Source organism: Serratia sp. OLAL2 (assembly GCF_002752475.1).
Lineage (GTDB): Bacteria > Pseudomonadota > Gammaproteobacteria > Enterobacterales > Enterobacteriaceae > Serratia > Serratia bockelmannii.
On sequence record NZ_MSTL01000003.1, the window covers coordinates 64,238 to 81,496 of the forward strand.

11 protein-coding genes and 3 tRNA genes are annotated in these 17,259 nt (G+C 60.7%); 6 read left to right on the plus strand and 8 right to left on the minus strand.

Annotated elements, in window-relative coordinates; genetic code table 11:
* Nucleotides 1-32 precede the first annotated feature (32 nt).
* Entirely contained in the window at nt 33-950 is a 918-nt protein-coding gene (locus tag BVU99_RS03845) for a transcriptional regulator GcvA (protein ID WP_025304049.1), read from the minus strand.
* Nucleotides 951-1,335: 385 nt separating this feature from the next.
* Complete coding sequence (locus BVU99_RS03850) at nt 1,336-1,560, minus strand: YgdI/YgdR family lipoprotein (protein WP_025304050.1); 225 nt, start codon at nt 1,558-1,560, stop codon at nt 1,336-1,338.
* Nucleotides 1,561-1,756: 196 nt separating this feature from the next.
* Between BVU99_RS03850 and csdA the strand changes: the two genes are divergently transcribed.
* Together csdA and csdE are read left to right on the plus strand one after the other, a co-directional pair.
* A complete protein-coding gene (csdA, locus tag BVU99_RS03855) occupies nt 1,757-2,962 on the plus strand; it encodes a cysteine desulfurase CsdA (protein WP_089196215.1) in 1,206 nt (401 codons plus the stop codon).
* 19 nt (nt 2,963-2,981) lie between these two features.
* The gene (csdE, locus tag BVU99_RS03860; RefSeq protein ID WP_049206161.1) at nt 2,982-3,416 is read left to right on the plus strand and encodes a cysteine desulfurase sulfur acceptor subunit CsdE; all 435 of its coding nucleotides are present in this window, start codon (nt 2,982-2,984) and stop codon (nt 3,414-3,416) included.
* Here the strand turns inward: csdE and tcdA are convergent.
* Nucleotides 3,407-4,213, minus strand: coding sequence for a tRNA cyclic N6-threonylcarbamoyladenosine(37) synthase TcdA (gene tcdA / locus BVU99_RS03865; RefSeq protein WP_025304053.1), 807 nt, complete (start codon nt 4,211-4,213; stop codon nt 3,407-3,409). The genes csdE and tcdA overlap by 10 nt on opposite strands.
* 84 nt (nt 4,214-4,297) lie before the next feature.
* Nucleotides 4,298-5,434 (minus strand): murein transglycosylase A, encoded by a 1,137-nt coding sequence (gene mltA, locus BVU99_RS03870; RefSeq protein ID WP_025304054.1) that lies wholly within the window; start codon nt 5,432-5,434, stop codon nt 4,298-4,300.
* 216 nt (nt 5,435-5,650) lie between these two features.
* On the opposite strand from mltA, the gene BVU99_RS03875 reads away from it, so the two are divergent.
* The 3 genes from BVU99_RS03875 to BVU99_RS03885 all read left to right on the plus strand — a co-directional run bounded on the left by BVU99_RS03875 (nt 5,651) and on the right by BVU99_RS03885 (nt 6,003).
* Nucleotides 5,651-5,727: transfer RNA gene (locus BVU99_RS03875), tRNA-Met, on the plus strand.
* A gap of 57 nt (nt 5,728-5,784) precedes the next feature.
* Nucleotides 5,785-5,861, plus strand: a tRNA-Met gene (locus BVU99_RS03880).
* A gap of 65 nt (nt 5,862-5,926) precedes the next feature.
* A tRNA-Met gene (locus BVU99_RS03885) sits at nt 5,927-6,003 on the plus strand.
* A 90-nt stretch (nt 6,004-6,093) separates the two neighbouring features.
* On the opposite strand, the gene amiC is transcribed toward BVU99_RS03885, so the two are convergent.
* Complete coding sequence (gene amiC / locus BVU99_RS03890; protein ID WP_099817548.1) at nt 6,094-7,347, minus strand: N-acetylmuramoyl-L-alanine amidase AmiC; 1,254 nt, start codon at nt 7,345-7,347, stop codon at nt 6,094-6,096.
* Nucleotides 7,348-7,587: 240 nt separating this feature from the next.
* On the opposite strand from amiC, the gene argA reads away from it, so the two are divergent.
* Nucleotides 7,588-8,913 (plus strand): amino-acid N-acetyltransferase, encoded by a 1,326-nt coding sequence (gene argA, locus BVU99_RS03895; protein WP_049296158.1) that lies wholly within the window; start codon nt 7,588-7,590, stop codon nt 8,911-8,913.
* Between the two features lie 38 nt (nt 8,914-8,951).
* Here argA and recD read toward each other — a convergent pair whose 3' ends face one another.
* From recD to ptrA, 3 genes are read right to left on the minus strand one after another with little or no spacing between them, the layout of a single operon-like run.
* Complete coding sequence (gene recD, locus BVU99_RS03900; protein ID WP_025304057.1) at nt 8,952-10,802, minus strand: exodeoxyribonuclease V subunit alpha; 1,851 nt, start codon at nt 10,800-10,802, stop codon at nt 8,952-8,954.
* Complete coding sequence (recB, locus tag BVU99_RS03905) at nt 10,799-14,350, minus strand: exodeoxyribonuclease V subunit beta (RefSeq protein WP_099817549.1); 3,552 nt, start codon at nt 14,348-14,350, stop codon at nt 10,799-10,801. Before recB ends, recD begins: the two co-directional genes overlap by 4 nt.
* Complete coding sequence (ptrA, locus tag BVU99_RS03910; RefSeq protein WP_025304059.1) at nt 14,347-17,235, minus strand: pitrilysin; 2,889 nt, start codon at nt 17,233-17,235, stop codon at nt 14,347-14,349. Before ptrA ends, recB begins: the two co-directional genes overlap by 4 nt.
* Nucleotides 17,236-17,259 lie beyond the last annotated feature (24 nt).

The window sequence follows — 17,259 nt, forward strand, 5'->3', positions numbered from 1 at the left end:
AATCACCGGCCGCGGCAAGGCGGCGGCCGGCCTTATTGTTCGTAGCGGAAGCGGAACTTCTCTTGTTCGCTGGCGGCACGCGCCAGGATCCACTGCCGGAAGGCGGCTATTTTACCCAGTTCTGCCTGGCTGTCATGACATACCAGATAAAAAGCGTTTTTACTGACCAGCACATCGTTGAACGGGCACACCAGGCGACCGGCTTCAATCTCGGTTTGCGCCATCACGTTGTTCACCAGCGCCACGCCCTGACCGTGCACTGCCGCCTGCACCACCATGGCGCTGTGGCTGAAGATCGGCCCCTGCTGCACGTTGATGTGCTGCAACCCCAGCTGGCGCGTATAGGCCAGCCAGTCGCGGCGTGAAACGTCATGCAGCAACGTATGATAAGCCAGATCCTCTGCGGTTTTCAGCGGATGATCGCCGGTCAGCAGGCTCGGCGAACACACCGGCAGCAAATATTCCGCATACAGGCGCTCGGCGCGCAGTCCCGGCCAGTTGCCGCGGCCGTAGAAAATCGCCACGTCGACGTCGTCCGCCAGCTTGTCCTCTTCGCGGTCCACCGCCTGGATGCGCACGTCGATGCCCGGATAAGCTGAGTTAAAGCCGGACAGCCGTGGCACCAGCCACTGAATGGCGAAGCTCGGCGGCAGACTGACGGTCAATGCCCCCTTGGCGCTACGCGCCTGCAGCTTGCGCGTCGCCTCGTTGATCGAAGAGAAAATCTCCTTGATATCGAGGTAGTAACTTTGGCCCTCTTCGGTCAGAAGCAGCGAGCGATTGCGCCGGCGAAACAGCTTCAGTCCGAGAAAGTCCTCCAGCGACTTGATCTGGTGGCTCACCGCGGCCTGGGTCACGAACAACTCTTCCGCCGCCTTGGTGAAACTCAGGTGGCGAGCGGCCGCATCGAACACGCGCAGCGCATTGAGGGGAGGTAAGCGTTTAGACATTAAATTAGCTACTTTTGTGTAACATTAATCCGAATGATTCGGCGCCGAAAATCGGGCGGCTTTGTGTGGCAAGCCATCGGTAAACGCTAACGGCGTATTGCCATTAGTTTTTTTAATCCGAGCCATTATAATTTGTCCGTTGAGGATGCGCCAGCAAATACCTATAGTGGCGGCACTTCCCGGGCCGGAACGAAAAGGGAGTGGGTGTCGAGGACGCCGATGAACTTTTGGCTTGTGGTTGTGATGTTGTGTTTGCAAATTGTCCGGCGATTCCGGACATGGTAGCTAGGCTACTGTTTTTTCACTTCCTGTACATTTACCCTGTCTGTCCATAGTGATTTTATGCAGCACCGCAAAACTTGCGGTGCTTTTTTTTGCCTGACGGTTACTGGTTGCTTTCAACCATCTCTTTCACATCGGCGCGGTTGATCTGCTGCTCGACGCCGTTAGCGTCTTTATAGCTGATCATGCCGGTATCGTTGTCCACTTTTGGCTTGCCGTCAGCGACAATGGTGCGTCCGTCATTGGTATGCATCACGTAGTTGCTGGAACAGGCGGCCAGGGTGAACGTAAGCATCAGGGCAGAGAGAACTGCGGCTGTTTTCTTCATTGAGGACTCCTTTTTAGTTTTAAATGCTGATAAATACCTTTTATGTGTATAGATGCGATTAATAAGCGCACATTTAATAGCATAACAAACTTTTCCAATTTTGCCAGGCGATAAGTCCTAATAGGCAGGATCGCTTGTCTCCGGCGGCAAAATAGGACAGGATCACCCATCGACTCAAGCCAGTGACAATCAGGGTATGACGCCTTTTAACCCCAGCCTTTTTCGCCAACAGTTTCCCGCGCTCGCGCAGGATGGTATCTATCTGGACAGCGCCGCCACCGCGTTGAAACCGCAGGCGGTCATCGACGCCACGCAGCAATTTTATCGCGATGACGCCGCCACCGTGCACCGCAGCCAGCATCGGGCGGCGCAGGATCTGACTGCCCGCTTCGAGCAGGCACGCGGCCAGGTGGCGAAATTGATCAATGCGCCGTCGGCCGACGACATCGTCTGGACGCGCGGCACCACCGAGGCGATCAACCTGGTGGCGCAGAGCTACCTGCGCCCGCGTCTGCTGCCGGGCGATGAAATCCTGGTGAGCGAAGCGGAACACCACGCTAACCTGATCCCCTGGCTGATGGTGGCGGAACAAACCGGCGCGCGGGTGGTGAAACTGCCCATCGGCGCCGATCGGTTGCCGGATTTGACGCAGCTGCCCGCCCTGCTCAACGACAAAACCCGCCTTTTGGCGCTGGGGCAAATGTCCAACGTCACCGGCGGCTGCCCGGATCTGGCACCGGCAATCGCCATGGCGCATGCCGCCGGCGCGCACGTGATGATTGACGGCGCTCAGGGCGTGGTTCACGGCCCGGCCGACGTACAGCGGCTCGACATCGATTTTTACGCCTTCTCCGGCCACAAGCTGTATGGCCCGACCGGCATCGGCGCGCTGTACGGCAAAGCCGAGCTGCTGGCGCAGATGGCCCCCTGGCAAGGCGGCGGCAAGATGCTGACCCAGGCGTCGTTCGACGGTTTTACCCCACAAAAGCCACCGCACTGTTTCGAAGCCGGCACGCCAAACATCGCCGGCGTGCTGGGGTTGGCCGCCGCGCTCACCTGGCTCAGCGAACAGGACATGGCGGCGGCGGAACGTTACAGCCGCGAGCTGGCTGACCGGGCGGAACAGCAGTTGGCGCAGCTGCCGGGCTTTCGCAGCTTCCGCAGTTCCGGTTCCAGTCTGCTGGCGTTCGATATCGCCGGCGTACACCACAGCGACATCGTCACGCTGCTGGCGGAGCAAGGCATTGCGCTGCGCGCCGGCCAGCACTGCGCGCAGCCGCTGATGGCGGCATTAGGCGTCAGCGGCACGCTGCGCGCGTCGTTCGCCCCCTACAATACACAACAGGATGTCGATACGCTGGTCAGCGCGTTGACTCACGCCCTCGATCTGCTGGCCGACTGACGTGATTTCCGGAGACACTATGCTCGCCCCCCATCCTTTTGGCCGAGAGATCACCGCCGAAGCCTTGATCGCTACCTTCAGCGCGCTGAAACAGTGGGAAGACCGCTACCGCCAGCTGATCATGCTCGCAAAACGGCTACCGCCGCTGCCGGAGGCCTTGCGCAGTGAAGAAATGGCGTTGAGCGGGTGTGAAAACCGTGTCTGGTTAGGGCACCAATTGCTGGAAGACGGCACGCTGCACTTCTATGGCGACAGCGAGGGCCGCATCGTGCGCGGCCTGCTGGCGGTGCTGCTGACCGAAGTGGAAGGAAAAACGCCGCAGCAGATCGCCGCATTGGATCCGCTGGCGCTGTTCGACCGTCTGGCATTGCGCGCGCAGCTGAGCGCCACCCGCGCCAGCGGCCTGGCGGCCTTGGGCTCCGCCGTCAAGGCGATCGCCGCCCGTTACGCCTGACGCGCCGCCTTCGCCACCATCTTTTTCAGCGCGTGCGATACGGCGACGAAACCGAAGGTGGCGGTAACCATGGTCGCCGCACCGAACCCCGCGCTGCAATCCATTCTTTTTGGCCCTTCCGCCGTGCTGCGCGAAGCGCACACCGAACCGTCCGGCTGCGGGTAAACCAGCGGTTCGCTGGAGAAGACGCAGTCGATGCCCAGCTTACCCTTACCGTTTTTCACCACGTTGAAATCGTGCTTCAACCGCTCGCGCAGCTTGGCGGCCAGCGGATCCTGGATGGTTTTGGCCAGATCGGCCACTTCGATTTTGGTCGGGTCGACCTGACCGCCGGCGCCGCCGGTGGTCACCACCGGGATCTTGAAGCGGCGGCAGTATGACAGCAACGCCGCCTTCGGCCGCACGCTGTCGATCGCGTCGATGACGTAGCTGAAGTTATGGTCCAGCAGCTCGGCGACGTTGTCCGGGGTGATGAAATCGTCGATGCAGGTCACCCGGCATTCCGGGTTGATCGCCAGGATACGCTCCGCCATCACCTCGGTTTTCGATTGCCCGACATGCTGGCGCAACGCGTGGATCTGGCGGTTGGTATTGGTAACGCAGACATCATCCATGTCGATCAGGGTGATGGCGCCGATGCCGGTGCGCGCCAGCGCCTCAGCCGCCCAGGAACCCACGCCGCCGATACCGATCACGCAGACGTGCGCCTGCGCGAACACCGCCAGCGCCTGCTGGCCGTACAATCGCGCCGTGCCGCCGAAACGCTGCAGATAGGCTTCCGAATAAGCTGTGCTCATAACGCTTTAATTACCTTCGTAATGCAAATGATAAGGGCCGGAAAATCCGGCCCTTGCGGGTCAATCTTTTCACGTCGTATGCGTTTACCGAGTGGCCAGCAACGAACCGCCGCCGTTTGACTGATTGGCGCTGAACAACTGACCGCCACCGTTGTTCTTCAGCACCCAGACGCGGCCATAGTGGTTGTAGTATCCCGCCGAGTGGCCGGCATCCGGCCCGATGCCCTGATACATGTCAAAATGCTGGCCCTTGATGGCCCCGCCCACGTCGAGTGCGACCATCAGACGCATCTCGTATTTTCCCGTGAATTTACCCTTGTTGTCCAGCAGCGGCACTTCGGCCAGCAGCGTAGTGCCCGCCGGGATCAGCGAACGGTCGGAGGCCACCGAGGCTTTGGCGATCAGCGGCACCGCACTGGCGCCCTTCACCGGCGCAAAAGCTTCCGGACGGAAAAACACGAACGACGGGTTCTGCTCCAGCAGCTCACGCACCTCTGCGGCGCTGTGGGTATCCGCCCACTGACGGATCGCCTGCATCGACATGTCCGCCTTGGCCACTTCACCGCGATCGATCAGCACCTTGCCGATGCTGCGATAGGCGTGGCCGTTCTTACCGCCGTAGCCGAAGAACACCAGCGGCTGGCCGTTGCCGTAGTCGACATAGCCACTGCCCTGGACTTCCATCATGAAGTTGTCCATCAGCGAGTTGGTGTAAGCGATGATATAGCGATCGTCAAGCGCGCCAGAATAGATGCCCGCGCGATCCGGCAAGCGGCCTCTGCCCTTCGGCGGCATGCGGTACAGCGGATAGCGGAACTCGCCCTGTTGGGTATAGCGCGCCTGCACCACCGGCGTATAGTAGCCGGTAAACTGCACGTTGCCGTAATTGTCGACACCTTCCATCTGGTAAGCGCTGAGGCCGTACTGGCTCAGCATGCGCGTGTCGGCGCCGGACGCCATCCAGCTTTGCACCGCCTGATAGGTGCTGTTGTTGCGGTTAAACAGCGAAGGCGACGCGTACTTGATCTCCATCAACTGATCCGAATAATCCTTGGCGTTGACCGGCGAACCTTTGGCGTTGGGCTGATTGACCAGCTCCAGCGATTGATCCAGACGGCCGTCTTTATATTGCTGACCCCGATCGGTCGGCTTGGACGAACAGCCCGCCAACACCGCCACCAACAACCCGCCCAGCAGGTATTTGCCCCAACGTCCTTTCATCGCGCACACTCTCAAACTGATATGATCTACCGGCTGAACGATAACAAACGCTCATTGATAAAGGAATCGCTGCAAATAAAAAAAGCCGCACGGAGGATGGTGATGAAAAAGAAGGCAAATTGCGGGCAAATCCAGCAGAAAAACGGGTTTAGGCCAATAAAATGCAAAAAGGGTTTGCAACAAAACGCACGGAGAGTATAGTGCGCATCCATCGGACGCGGGGTGGAGCAGCCTGGTAGCTCGTCGGGCTCATAACCCGAAGGTCGTCGGTTCAAATCCGGCCCCCGCAACCAACCGATGCCGCATTGGCGGTATTTGCGTTTGGCTTCGATAACAAAGTATTATACGGACGCGGGGTGGAGCAGCCTGGTAGCTCGTCGGGCTCATAACCCGAAGGTCGTCGGTTCAAATCCGGCCCCCGCAACCAACCGAATGTCGTACCAGCGGCATAACATGAACGGTGGCTTCGTAGTAATACAGCATCAAGACGGACGCGGGGTGGAGCAGCCTGGTAGCTCGTCGGGCTCATAACCCGAAGGTCGTCGGTTCAAATCCGGCCTCCGCAACCAACTCTTGATGACAACAGATAAGCACCCTTCCGGGTGTTTTTTTGTATCTGCAATCCGCAAAAATAGCCGGACTCTCGCCCGGCCCTGCTTTTATCGGCTCGCCAGCGCGCCGCCGTTGGCGAAATAAGCCTTGATCCCCGCCAGAATCGACTCCGCCACCTGCTGCTGGAAATGGCTGGTGCGCAGCTTGCGCTCCTCTTCGATGTTGCTGATAAATGCCGTCTCTACCAGGATCGACGGGATATCCGGCGCCTTCAACACCGCAAAACCGGCCTGATCGACGCGATTCTTGTGCAACCGGTTGATTTTCCCCATCCTATTCAACACTTCCTTGCCGAACTTCAGGCTGTCGTTGATGGTCGCGGTCTGGATCAGATCGAACATGGTATGGTCGAGATAGCGGTCGCCGCTCTTGCTAACGCCGCCGATTTGGTCCGACGCGTTCTGCGTCTGCGCCAGGAACTTGGCCGCCGAGCTGGTGGCGCCCTTGGTGGACAACGCGAACACCGATGAACCGCGCGCGGCGCGGCTGGTAAAGGCGTCAGCGTGAATCGAAACGAACAGATCGGCGCGCTGCTTGCGCGCCTTGGCGACACGCACCTTGAGCGGGATAAACACATCTTCGTTGCGCGTCATGAACACTTTCATGTTCGGCTCGCGCTTGATCATGGCGCTTAGCTTGCGGGCAATCTGCAGCACGATATCTTTCTCGCGCGTCTTGTACTTGCCGATCGCGCCGGGATCTTCGCCGCCGTGGCCAGGATCCAGCATGATGACGATCGGCCGATCGCGCCCCGCCTTGCCGGCCTGCGGCGCTTCCGGCGGCAGCGTGCGCTCCAGATCGCCCTTGTTGTAATCTTCCAGTAACGCCAGTAGCGGATCATACTCCTCACCGCCGCTGCCGCCCTTGGTCGGGTAGAGATCCATCACCAGACGGTTGCGATACTCCGGCACCGGCGCCAGCGTGAAAATATGCGGGCTGACGCTCTGCTTGAGCTCCAGCACCAGCCGCACGGTATTCTGATCGAACTGGCCGACGCGCGCCTGCTTGAGATACGGATCGTCGGCGCGCACCTGCCCGGCAATGCCTTTCAGCACGCTGTTGAGGTGTACGCCTTCGATATCCACCACCACGCGATCGGGATTGGTCAGGGCAAACTGCTTGTATTTCAGTTCGACGTTGGATTCGAGCGTGACGCGGGTATAAGTCGAGGATGGCCAGACGCGCACGGCGATCACGTGCGATGACGCGGCGAAGCCCGTGCGACTCACACTCAGCAACCAGCTGGCGGCAACGCCCTGTAATAAACGACGGCGGCCCAGATTGTGATTAGAGTTTGGCATGCGGCTCCGGCAGTAATAGCTGTTTACAACAGATGAAAAAAACACCAATAGAATGGGGATGCCGAAAACTTTAACCAATCATTCCAGCCCTGTCATCAGAAAATCTTTTTATGGTTTTTCAATTTATTAACGATTTAGCACCCTTAGCGCACTCTTCATGACGATTTCCCACTTGCCATTGGCGCCACAAAAGAATAAAAATACAAAAATATCGTATAAATATGCAAAAGAGGTTTAGCCGTGAAGGAACGTAGTACAGAGCTGGTGCAAGGATTCCGTCACTCAGTCCCCTATATCAACGCCCACCGCGGCAAAACGTTTGTCATCATGCTCGGCGGGGAAGCCATCGAACACGAGAATTTCTCCAATATCGTCAACGATATCGGGCTGCTGCATAGTCTGGGCATTCGCCTGGTGGTGGTTTACGGCGCACGGCCGCAGATCGACGCCAATCTGGCGCAACATAACCATGAGCCGATCTACCACAAGCACATCCGCGTGACCGACGCCCATACGCTCGAACTGGTCAAGCAGGCCGCCGGTTTATTGCAGCTCGACATCACCGCCCGGCTGTCGATGAGCCTCAACAACACGCCGCTGCAGGGCGCGCACATTAACGTGGTCAGCGGCAATTTCATCATCGCTCAGCCGCTGGGTATTGATGACGGCATCGACTATTGCCACAGCGGCCGCATTCGCCGCATCGATGAAGAAGCGATCCATCGCCAACTCGACAGCAACGCCATCGTGCTGATCGGTCCGGTCGCGGTCTCAGTCACCGGCGAGAGTTTCAACCTGACTTCGGAAGAAGTGGCCACCCAGTTGGCGATCAAACTGAAAGCGGAAAAAATGATCGGTTTCTGCTCCTCACAGGGCGTGACCGATGCAGAAGGCAATATCCTTTCCGAACTGTTCCCCAACGACGCGCAAAAGCGCCTTGAAGAACTGGAGGAAGGCGGCGATTACCATTCCGGCACCGTGCGCTTCCTGCGCGGCGCGGTGAAAGGCTGCCGCAGCGGCGTGCGCCGCAGCCACTTGATCAGCTATCAGGAGGATGGCGCGCTGGTGCAAGAGCTGTTCTCGCGCGACGGCATCGGCACCCAAATCGTGATGGAAAGCGCCGAGCAGGTGCGCCGGGCGACGATCAACGACATCGGCGGCATCCTGGAACTGATCCGGCCGCTCGAACAACAGGGTATTCTGGTGCGCCGTTCACGTGAACAGCTGGAGATGGAGATCGACAAGTTCACCATTATCGAACGCGACAACCTGACCATCGCCTGTGCGGCGCTGTACCCGTTCCTGGAGGAAAAAATCGGTGAGATGGCCTGTGTCGCGGTACATCCCGATTACCGCAGTTCTTCGCGCGGCGAGATGCTGCTGCAGCGGGTAGAAAACCAGGCGCGCCAGATGGGGCTGAAGAAGCTGTTCGTGCTGACCACCCGTAGCATTCACTGGTTCCAGGAACGTGGCTTTACCCCGGCGGAGGTCGACGTGCTGCCGATGCAGAAACAGGCGTTGTACAACTACCAGCGCCGCTCCAAAATTCTGCTGGCGGATCTGTAATCACAGTGGGCGCGGCCGTTGCCGCGCCCGTTCATCGCTTATTCCGTTGCCTGCAACCGTTCAGCCAATCCGCTGCGGCGCTGGGTCGGCGTGCGAATAGCCCGCAGCAGTACCGTCTCCGTAGCGTACAGTGAGAGCTGCTTACGCGCACGAGTGATCGCGGTATAGACCAGCTCACGCGTCAGCACCGGCAGGAAATGGTTCGGCAACACCAGAACCGTATGGTCAAACTCCGATCCCTGTGATTTGTGCACCGTCATGGCATAAGCGGTTTCATGCGCCGGCAAACGGCTTGGCTGTACCGACTTGATGCTGCCGTCGGGCAGTTGGAAATGCACGCGCAGATCGCCGTGCTCATCCGGCAATGTAATGCCGATATCCCCATTGAACAGCCCCAGTGCGCTGTCGTTGCGGCCGATCATCACCGGCCGCCCCCGGTACCAGCGGCCGAGCACGCCCGGTTTGCGGTCGATCAGGCCCGCACGCTGCAGCCCGAGCTCAATGCGCTCGTTCAGGCCGGCGACGCCGAACGGCCCTTCACGCAGCGCGCACAGCACCTGGAAACGGCCAAAAGCCGCCAGCACCGTCGCCGCGTCCGCGCCTTCGGCGGTCAGCCGCAGATAGTCGCGGTAGCCCGCCACGCAGGCATCCAACAGCGCCTGATACTCTTCGCTCGTCGCCAGCGCATAGCCCGCGACATCGCCGAAACTGCCGTTTAGTGCCGCCAGTGCGCGATCCCCCGCGCCGGCGTTGACCGCCAACGCCAGCTGGCCGATGCCGGAACGGGCATCGAAGCGATAGCTCTTGCGCAGCAGACACAGGCTATCGCGCACCACCGCTTCCGCGTCGGCCTGCCGCCCTTCGATCGAACAGCCGGTCAGGCGGCTCAGCTCTGCGGCACGCGCATCGCTGTATCCCTGCTCGGCAAAACGGCAAATATCCCCCAGCACCGCGCCGGCCTCTACCGAAGCCAGCTGATCGCGGTCGCCAAGGAAAATAACCCGGGCCCGATCGGGCAACGCGGCAATCAGGCGCGCCATCATCGGCAGATCGACCATCGAGGCCTCATCCACCACCAGCACATCCAAATGCAGCCGGTTGCCGCGGTGATAGCGCATGCGCTGACTGTTCGGTTGCGCCCCCAACAGACGGTGCAACGTCGCCGCCTCCGTCGGGAACAACGCCTGCTGCGCCGGGGTCAACGCCAACTGACGGCTGGCGCTGCCAAGCGACTCCGTCAGGCGCGCCGCCGCCTTGCCGGTCGGCGCCGCCAGCTGAATTCGCAAGCGCGCACTTTCATCCAGCTGCACCAGCGCCGCCAGCAGCTTGGCGACGGTGGTGGTTTTACCGGTGCCCGGCCCGCCGGAAATCACCGCGATACGCCGCGTAGCCGCCACCGCGGCGGCGATCTTCTGCCAGTCGGGTTCGTCACTCGCCGTGCCGAACAAGCGGTCGAGAATGGCGCGCAACGCCTCCTCCGGCACCGCCAGCGATTCACCTTCGCCGCCGATAAACGCCGCCACTTCACCTTCGTTTTGCCACATGCGCTGCAGGTATAAACGCGGCCCGCGCAGTACCAGCGGCGTTGCGCCGCTGCCATCCCCGACCGCCGCACTGGCCGCCAAACGCTGCTGCCAACGCGCGCTATCCGGTCGCCCGACCGCCTCCCACACCGCCAACGCCAGCGCCGGTTGGCGCCCTTCAAACAGCGTGTCCGCCTGCAGTTGCTCCAGCATCAGGCAGACATGACCGGCCCCCGCCTCTGCGCTCAGGCAGGCGGCGGCCAGCAAAATATCAGGCTCGTCTTCGTTCGCCACCACTCGGGCGAACTGCACGTCCAGCGGGCGCAGCGCGCCAAGCGCCACCGCCTGCTCCAGCAGTGCGATCATGATCCTTCCTCCGCCGCCGCAGCCTCGCCGCTGAACAAGCGATCCATCCCCTCCACCAACTCAAACTCGGGGAGACAGGTGAAAATGCCATTGCCCGGGTGCGCCGCATCCACGCCGCGCAGGAACAGATAAATCACCCCGCCAAAATGGCGTCGGTAATCATAATCCGGCAACCGATGGCGCAGATAACGATGCAACGCCAGCGTGTACAGCTGGTATTGCAGATCGTAACGATGCTCCGCCATCGCCTGCTCCATCGCCGGCCGGGTATAGGCGCTGCTGTCCTCTCCTAGCCAGTTGGACTTGTAGTCCAGCAGGTAGTATTTGCCCTGCCAGCAGAACACCAGGTCGATAAAGCCTTTCAGCATGCCCTGCACCTGGTGAAAATCCAGCGCCGGACAGCGGGCGGAAAGCGGATCGTAACGCTTCACCAGGGAATCGAGCTCCTTCGCCTGCAACAGCCGATTAATCGGTAAATAGAACTGCAGCTCTGCCTGCTTATGCTGCGGCGTCAGCGCCGCCAGCGTCACGCCGCTGTCATCGAGCGACGTATTGAGCAGCACCTGCATCCACGCCAGCAGAATCGGTTGCCAGTGTTCGGCGAACCCTTGCTGCTGTAGCTGTTCCAGCAGCCACTGTTCGTCGAGCGGCTGGGTGAAGTCCAGCGTTTCAAACAGGCTGTGCAGGAAGGTGCCGGGCGTTGCGCCGCGCGGGAAGGTATGCGGTGTAAGCGCTGGCTCACTTTCTTCCCCGCGCTCACCGGCCGCGTCGACATCCAGACGCGGCAGCAGATCCTGCATCAGGCTCGCGCCGTGCTGTTGCAAACCGGTATAGCTGGTCACCCGCCAAAAATCCTGGATCCGCCGGGTAAAGCTTTTCGCCTCCAACGCCTCGGTTAGCGAAGCCTGGGGGTGCCAGGGTTCTTCATCCGGCGGTTCAACCAGCGACAGCGCGATACCGCCGCCCGCTAATTGCTGCAGCCGCTCCTGCAGATACACGGCGTCACCGGCTTGCCCGCCCTGCACCAGATAACCCAATGCGCTGCGGTGCAGATCGGTATCGCCCTGTTTCTTGCGCGTGCCCTGGAACAACGGTGCGATGCCGATGCTGCAGTGGTACACCGAGCGGGTCAGCGCCACATACAGCAGACGCAGGTCTTCCGCTAATCGCTCCTCCTCCGCCCAGGCCTGGCTCTCTTCATTGGCGTCGAGATCCAGCAACGCCTGGAAACTGTGGCGATCGTGATACAGCGCCTGTTGCTGCTGGCGGAAGTTGCCGACGAACGGCAGCCACACCAGATCGAACTCCAACCCCTTAGACTTGTGAATCGTGATCACCTGCACCAGATGCCGGTCGCTCTCCAGCCGCAACTGCTGATTATCGGACTGACGATTAGGCTGGGCGATCTGCTGCGCCAGCCAGCGCACCAGCGCATGCTCGCTGTCGAGCTGCGCCGCAGCCTCTTGCAACAGCTCCCCCAGATGCAGCACGTCGGTCAAGCGACGCTCGCCGCCGGCGCTGGCCAGCAGGTTCTCCGCCAGCTGGCGCGCTTTCATCACCTCGCTCAGCATCGGCAACACGCCGCGGCGCAGCCAGAGCGTGCGGTAACTGTCGAATTCATTAACCAGCGAGTCCCAGGCGCGCTCATCGCGGCTCAGGCCGTCCAACGTCGGCGCGTCCAGCCCCATCAGCCCGGTGGCCATCGCGCTGCGCAGCGTGCGCTCTTGCTCCGGCGCCAACACCGCCTGCAACAACCACAGCAGGTCTTTGGCCTCCGGGGTGTCGAACACGCTATCGCGGTTGGACAGATACACCGAAGGAATAGAAAGCGCACTCAGCGCATCGCGCACCAACGCCGCCTCATTGCGGCTGCGCACCAGCACCGTGATATCGGAGGCTTGTACCGGCCTTGGCATCTTGCCGCCCTGCAGCCACGCCTGCCCCTGCTGCCCGGCGCTGAGCCAGTCGCGAATTTGCGTGGCGCACAGGCGCGCCATCAGCTGTTGGTAATCACTTACACCGGCGCCTTCCCCCTGCTGCAGCCAGAACTGCATCGCCGGTTGCGGCTTGCCGTGCAGGTCAAACGCCAGCCCTTGGTTCTTTTCCGCCGCGCTGACCTCGATAAAGGGGATTTGGCCGAACAGGAAAGGCTTTTCTACCTGAGAAAACAGGTGATTAACGCTGGCGACCATCGACGGCGACGAGCGCCAGTTGGTCTCCAGCGTATAGTGGGCGCTCACCTCTGAGCGCGCCCGCATGTAGGTAAAGATGTCGGCACCGCGAAAGGCGTAAATCGCCTGCTTGGGATCGCCGATCAGCAGCAGGCCGCAATCGGGCCGGCCGACGTAAAGTTTTTGGAAAATGCGGTATTGCTGCGGATCGGTATCCTGGAATTCATCGATCATCGCCACCGGGTAACGCTGGCGGATCGCCTGTGCCAGCTGTTCGCCGCCACCGCTTTGCAAGGCGCCGTCCAGCCGGCTGAGCAGGTCGTCAAACCCCAGCTCGGCGCGCTGGCGCTTTTCTTGCTGAATGGAAGTGCGGATCTCGCTGAGCGCGCGCGCCATGATCAGGTCGCGCAGCGTCAAGGGTTCATCAAACAGCTCGTCGATCGCCGTGAACAGCGCATGCCGCGGCGGCTCGCCTTTCTTGGTCTTCTCCAGCAGCACCGACTGGCGAAATTTATCCAGTTCCTTCGGCAGCTGGTAGTCCTGAGTCTCCTGCCCGCTCCATTCGCCGACCTTGTTCAGCCAGTTCGGCAGGTGTTTACTGCTGTAACTGCGCTTATCGACACCGGACTGGGCGATTAACGCCTCCAGATCGCCCGCCGCCGCCCGCCATTGCGCCTTGATGGCGTCGATGCGCGCGACGATCTGCTCGTGGCGCATCAGGACGGTTTCTTCGTCCTTCGGCGGCCGACGCAGCGCCGGCGCTTCACCGTGCAGATAACCGGAAAGGTCGGCCAGCAACGCTTCCGGGCCGCTCCACTCCTGGCTGACCGCTCGCGCCACGCCCAGTGGCAACGGATAGCAGTGGCGACGCCAGAAATCGGCACAGGCCTGCCGCCGCAGCGGCAGCTCGTCCTGCACCAGCGTTTGTTCAAACAGCATGCCGGACTCAAAGGCGTTGTGCGTCAACATTCGTTGGCAAAAGCCGTGAATGGTGTAGATCGCCGCTTCGTCCATCTGCCGCTCCGCCGCCAGCAGCTGCGAGGCGGCGTCGGTCAAATCGTCAATTTCTTCCATCAGCGCCGAAAACAGCGGGTTGGCGCTGATACCGCGCACGCAGGCGATGCGCAGCCCGTGGATATTGTCGCGGATGCGCCCGCGCAGCTCCTCGGTGGCGGCCTCGGTAAAGGTCACCACCAGGATTTCTTCGACCGTCAGCGGCCGGGGAAACGCTGCTTCACCGCCCAACCCCAGCAGCAAACGCAGGTACAGCGCGCCGATGGTAAAGGTTTTGCCGGTGCCCGCCGACGCCTCGATCAGGCGTTCGCCGAACAACGGTAACGTCAGCGGCTCCAGCCTTTGCGGGGCAACTTCCGTCATGGCGTCGCCACTTTGCGCGGCAGGAGCTGCTGCAATGCAGACGCGTTCGGATAGGTAACCCAATCCTTAGGCGCCGCGTAATCCGCCTTGTCTTGCCCGCTGCCGCTCACCTGCGACAGCACCGCCAGCCCCTGCGGTTGGATCACCGCCTGGTGGAAATAATCCGCCAGCTTGGCCGGCGTCAGCTGTTGCACCTGCGCAATCAGCTTCTGACGGGTATCGAAGGCGAAATTGCCGCGATCGAAATCGTTGGCGAACCGGCTGGCTTCTTCGCTCAGGGTTTGCGGCCGCTGCTTCAGCTCATTGATGAGCGCCTGTTTGTACTGCTCAAAATCGGCCTCGCTCATGTCGCGCAGGCGCTTCTCGGTTTTCGGGTAGAAATCCTGATAGCGCTGGTACAGGTAGGCCGGCTGCTTGCTGTTGCTCTGCAGCAGGAAGCCCACGCCCCACTGGCGCCCCACCGACATCGGGAAGGCGAAAACCGCATACCCCAATTGCTCCTGGGTGCGCAGCTGGCTGTAGAACCACGGCTGAATGATCTGCCCCAGCAGCGAGCTGTAGGCCATGCCGGTCACTTCGTCGTAGCCGGTCGGCACATAGACCGCCGCCAGCGCCGAGTCGGTGCTGCTGCCCACCTGTTGCAGGTTGGCCAGCTGATTCTTGTCCACCACCACGTCTTCGCCGTGCCACCATTCGATGCCGGTACAGCCCAGACGATGTTTCAGCGTCGACGCCAACGTGTCGACCTGCTGCTTGCTCATGTTGCCCACCACCAACAGCTCCGGCGTGGCCTCCGCCAACAGGCTGTCGCGATAAGCCAGCACGTCTTTCAGCGTCAGCGTCTTCAGCACTTCACGGCGCTCGCTACGTTCGGAATACGGCACGCGGGAAACCATCTGCACCGGCTGAATGGCCAGTTCAAACGCCTTGCCCTTCTCGGCGGCGTCCAACTGCTCCAGGTACCAGGACTTGGCCTGCGCCAGCTGATCTTCCGTCGGCGTGAAGCTGGAATAGCCCTCGATCAGCGCCGTCAGCAACTGCGGCAGGCGCTGGGTAAAGCCGTTGGCGTTAAACATCAGGCCGTTGTTCGGCGACGTCGAGAAACTCAACCCGCCGACCGACGCCTGATAGCTCAGTTGATCCAGTGCGAGACCGGCCAGATAATCCGTCAGCGAGAACAGCACCTGGTTGCGCGCGGAGTCCATGGTCTTGGCGTTGCGGAAAGCGACGGTGACGTCGGCCTTCGGCTCGTCGGCGAAATAACGGCTCGGCATATACAGCACGCGCAGGCCGGGTTTATCCACCACCATTTCTGGCTTTTTGAACTCGTGCGACGGTTTGGTCAGGGTGAAATCATCCGGAATGTACGGGTTGAGCGCTGGCAACGACAGAGAAATGCCGCTGCCCAGCTGCTGCCACTGCGTAAAGCGCTGTGGCGTGATTTTGTCGACCTGGTAAGGCGCGTTGACGAAATAGGCCGTCTTGTTGTGCGGCTCATCGGGGCTGACGAACCAGATGCGCGCATTTTGCGGCGTCATGGCATCCAGACGTTCAGCGATCGCCTTGGGATCATAACGATCGGCCAGGTAGGGTGCGTCCAGCGCATGCTCAACCGGCACACGCAGCATCGTGTCCACCAGCCATTCGATGTAGTCCATGTCGCGCGTGATCGACGGATAACGGAAGTCCAGATTCAGAACGTGCGAGATTTCGTCGAAATAACTCTGCTTGATGCCTTCGCTGCGCAGCATTTTCAGGTAGTTGAAAATGGCGGCGACGACCTCGTCGCGTTTGGCCAGACCTTTGTCGGTCAGTGAAACGCTGATGGCGAAGACGCCGCCGTTGCGATCGACCATCGGATCCGCGCCGGCATTGATGGCATCCGCCAGCCCCTGCTTCTGCAACCAGTCAGACAGGGTGTTTTTGCTGCGGTTGCCGATCAGGTAGCTGATGTAGGTATCGGTTTTGCTGCGAAACGCGGCGCTGTTGTTATCGATGCGGAACTCGACCTTCAGCTGCTTGCGCGGCTGCGCCGGCACATAGTGAATGATGATTCCCTGCTGTTCCGGCGTCACGGCCGGCACGGTGATCGGCGGCACGCTGGCGTCGTGATTCGGCACGCGGCCAAAGGTTTTCGCCGCAATATCCGCCAACTGCGGCAGCGGCTGATTACCGTACAAAACGCCCATCATCAGGTTGGCGGAGTAGTAGCGTTTATAGAAGCCGGTCAGTTCATCATGCAACTTGCTGTCCGGCTTGTCTTTCAGCGTATCGAGATTGCCGCCGGAGAAGCGCGCGCTCGGGTGCGCCGGGTTAAGGGTTTCCGCGCCGACCTGCGCCATGCGCATGCCGTCGCGCGAACGCGCCATCGTCAATTCGGCGTTCACCGCGTTGCGCTCACGATCGGCATTGCCCGGATCCAGCAGCGGCTCGGCAATGGCGTCGGCCATGCGATCGACCGCCGGCTCCAGCGCGTCATTCTCCACTTCCAGATAGAAGGCGGTGCGATAAGAGGCCGTGCTGGCGTTATGGCTGCCGCCGTGCTTTTTCAGGAATTCGGACAGGTTTTCCGGCTCTGGATAGCGTTTGGAGCCCATCAGCACCATATGTTCCAGATAGTGCGCCAAGCCCAGTTGGCTGTTCGGATCTTCGAGCGACCCGACCGGCAATGCCAGCGCCGCCAGCGATTTCGGCGCCTGGGCATCGGACACCAGCAACACCGTCATGCCGTTAGCCAACTTGATCGCCTCGTACTGACGCGGATCGTGTTCGCTCTTGTTGATCTTCTCCGCCAGCGGTTGCCATCCTTGCGCGGCCCAACTCAACGGTGCCCAACACATAGCCAATAATACCAGCCCGGCGATACGGGCCAACTGTCTGCGCATATCCAAAATAAACCCCTATTCTGA

Excerpts from the sequence above, each read along its gene's own strand:
- BVU99_RS03845 (WP_025304049.1), bottom strand. The coding sequence starts at position 950 with ATGTCTAAACGCTTACCTCCCCTCAATGCGCTGCGCGTGTTCGATGCG.
- BVU99_RS03850 (WP_025304050.1), bottom strand. The coding sequence starts at position 1,560 with ATGAAGAAAACAGCCGCAGTTCTCTCTGCCCTGATGCTTACGTTCACC.
- csdA (WP_089196215.1), top strand. The coding sequence starts at position 1,757 with ATGACGCCTTTTAACCCCAGCCTTTTTCGCCAACAGTTTCCCGCGCTC.
- csdE (WP_049206161.1), top strand. The coding sequence starts at position 2,982 with ATGCTCGCCCCCCATCCTTTTGGCCGAGAGATCACCGCCGAAGCCTTG.
- tcdA (WP_025304053.1), bottom strand. The coding sequence starts at position 4,213 with ATGAGCACAGCTTATTCGGAAGCCTATCTGCAGCGTTTCGGCGGCACG.
- mltA (WP_025304054.1), bottom strand. The coding sequence starts at position 5,434 with ATGAAAGGACGTTGGGGCAAATACCTGCTGGGCGGGTTGTTGGTGGCG.
- amiC (WP_099817548.1), bottom strand. The coding sequence starts at position 7,347 with ATGCCAAACTCTAATCACAATCTGGGCCGCCGTCGTTTATTACAGGGC.
- recD (WP_025304057.1), bottom strand. The coding sequence starts at position 10,802 with ATGATCGCACTGCTGGAGCAGGCGGTGGCGCTTGGCGCGCTGCGCCCG.
- recB (WP_099817549.1), bottom strand. The coding sequence starts at position 14,350 with ATGACGGAAGTTGCCCCGCAAAGGCTGGAGCCGCTGACGTTACCGTTG.
- ptrA (WP_025304059.1), bottom strand. The coding sequence starts at position 17,235 with ATGCGCAGACAGTTGGCCCGTATCGCCGGGCTGGTATTATTGGCTATG.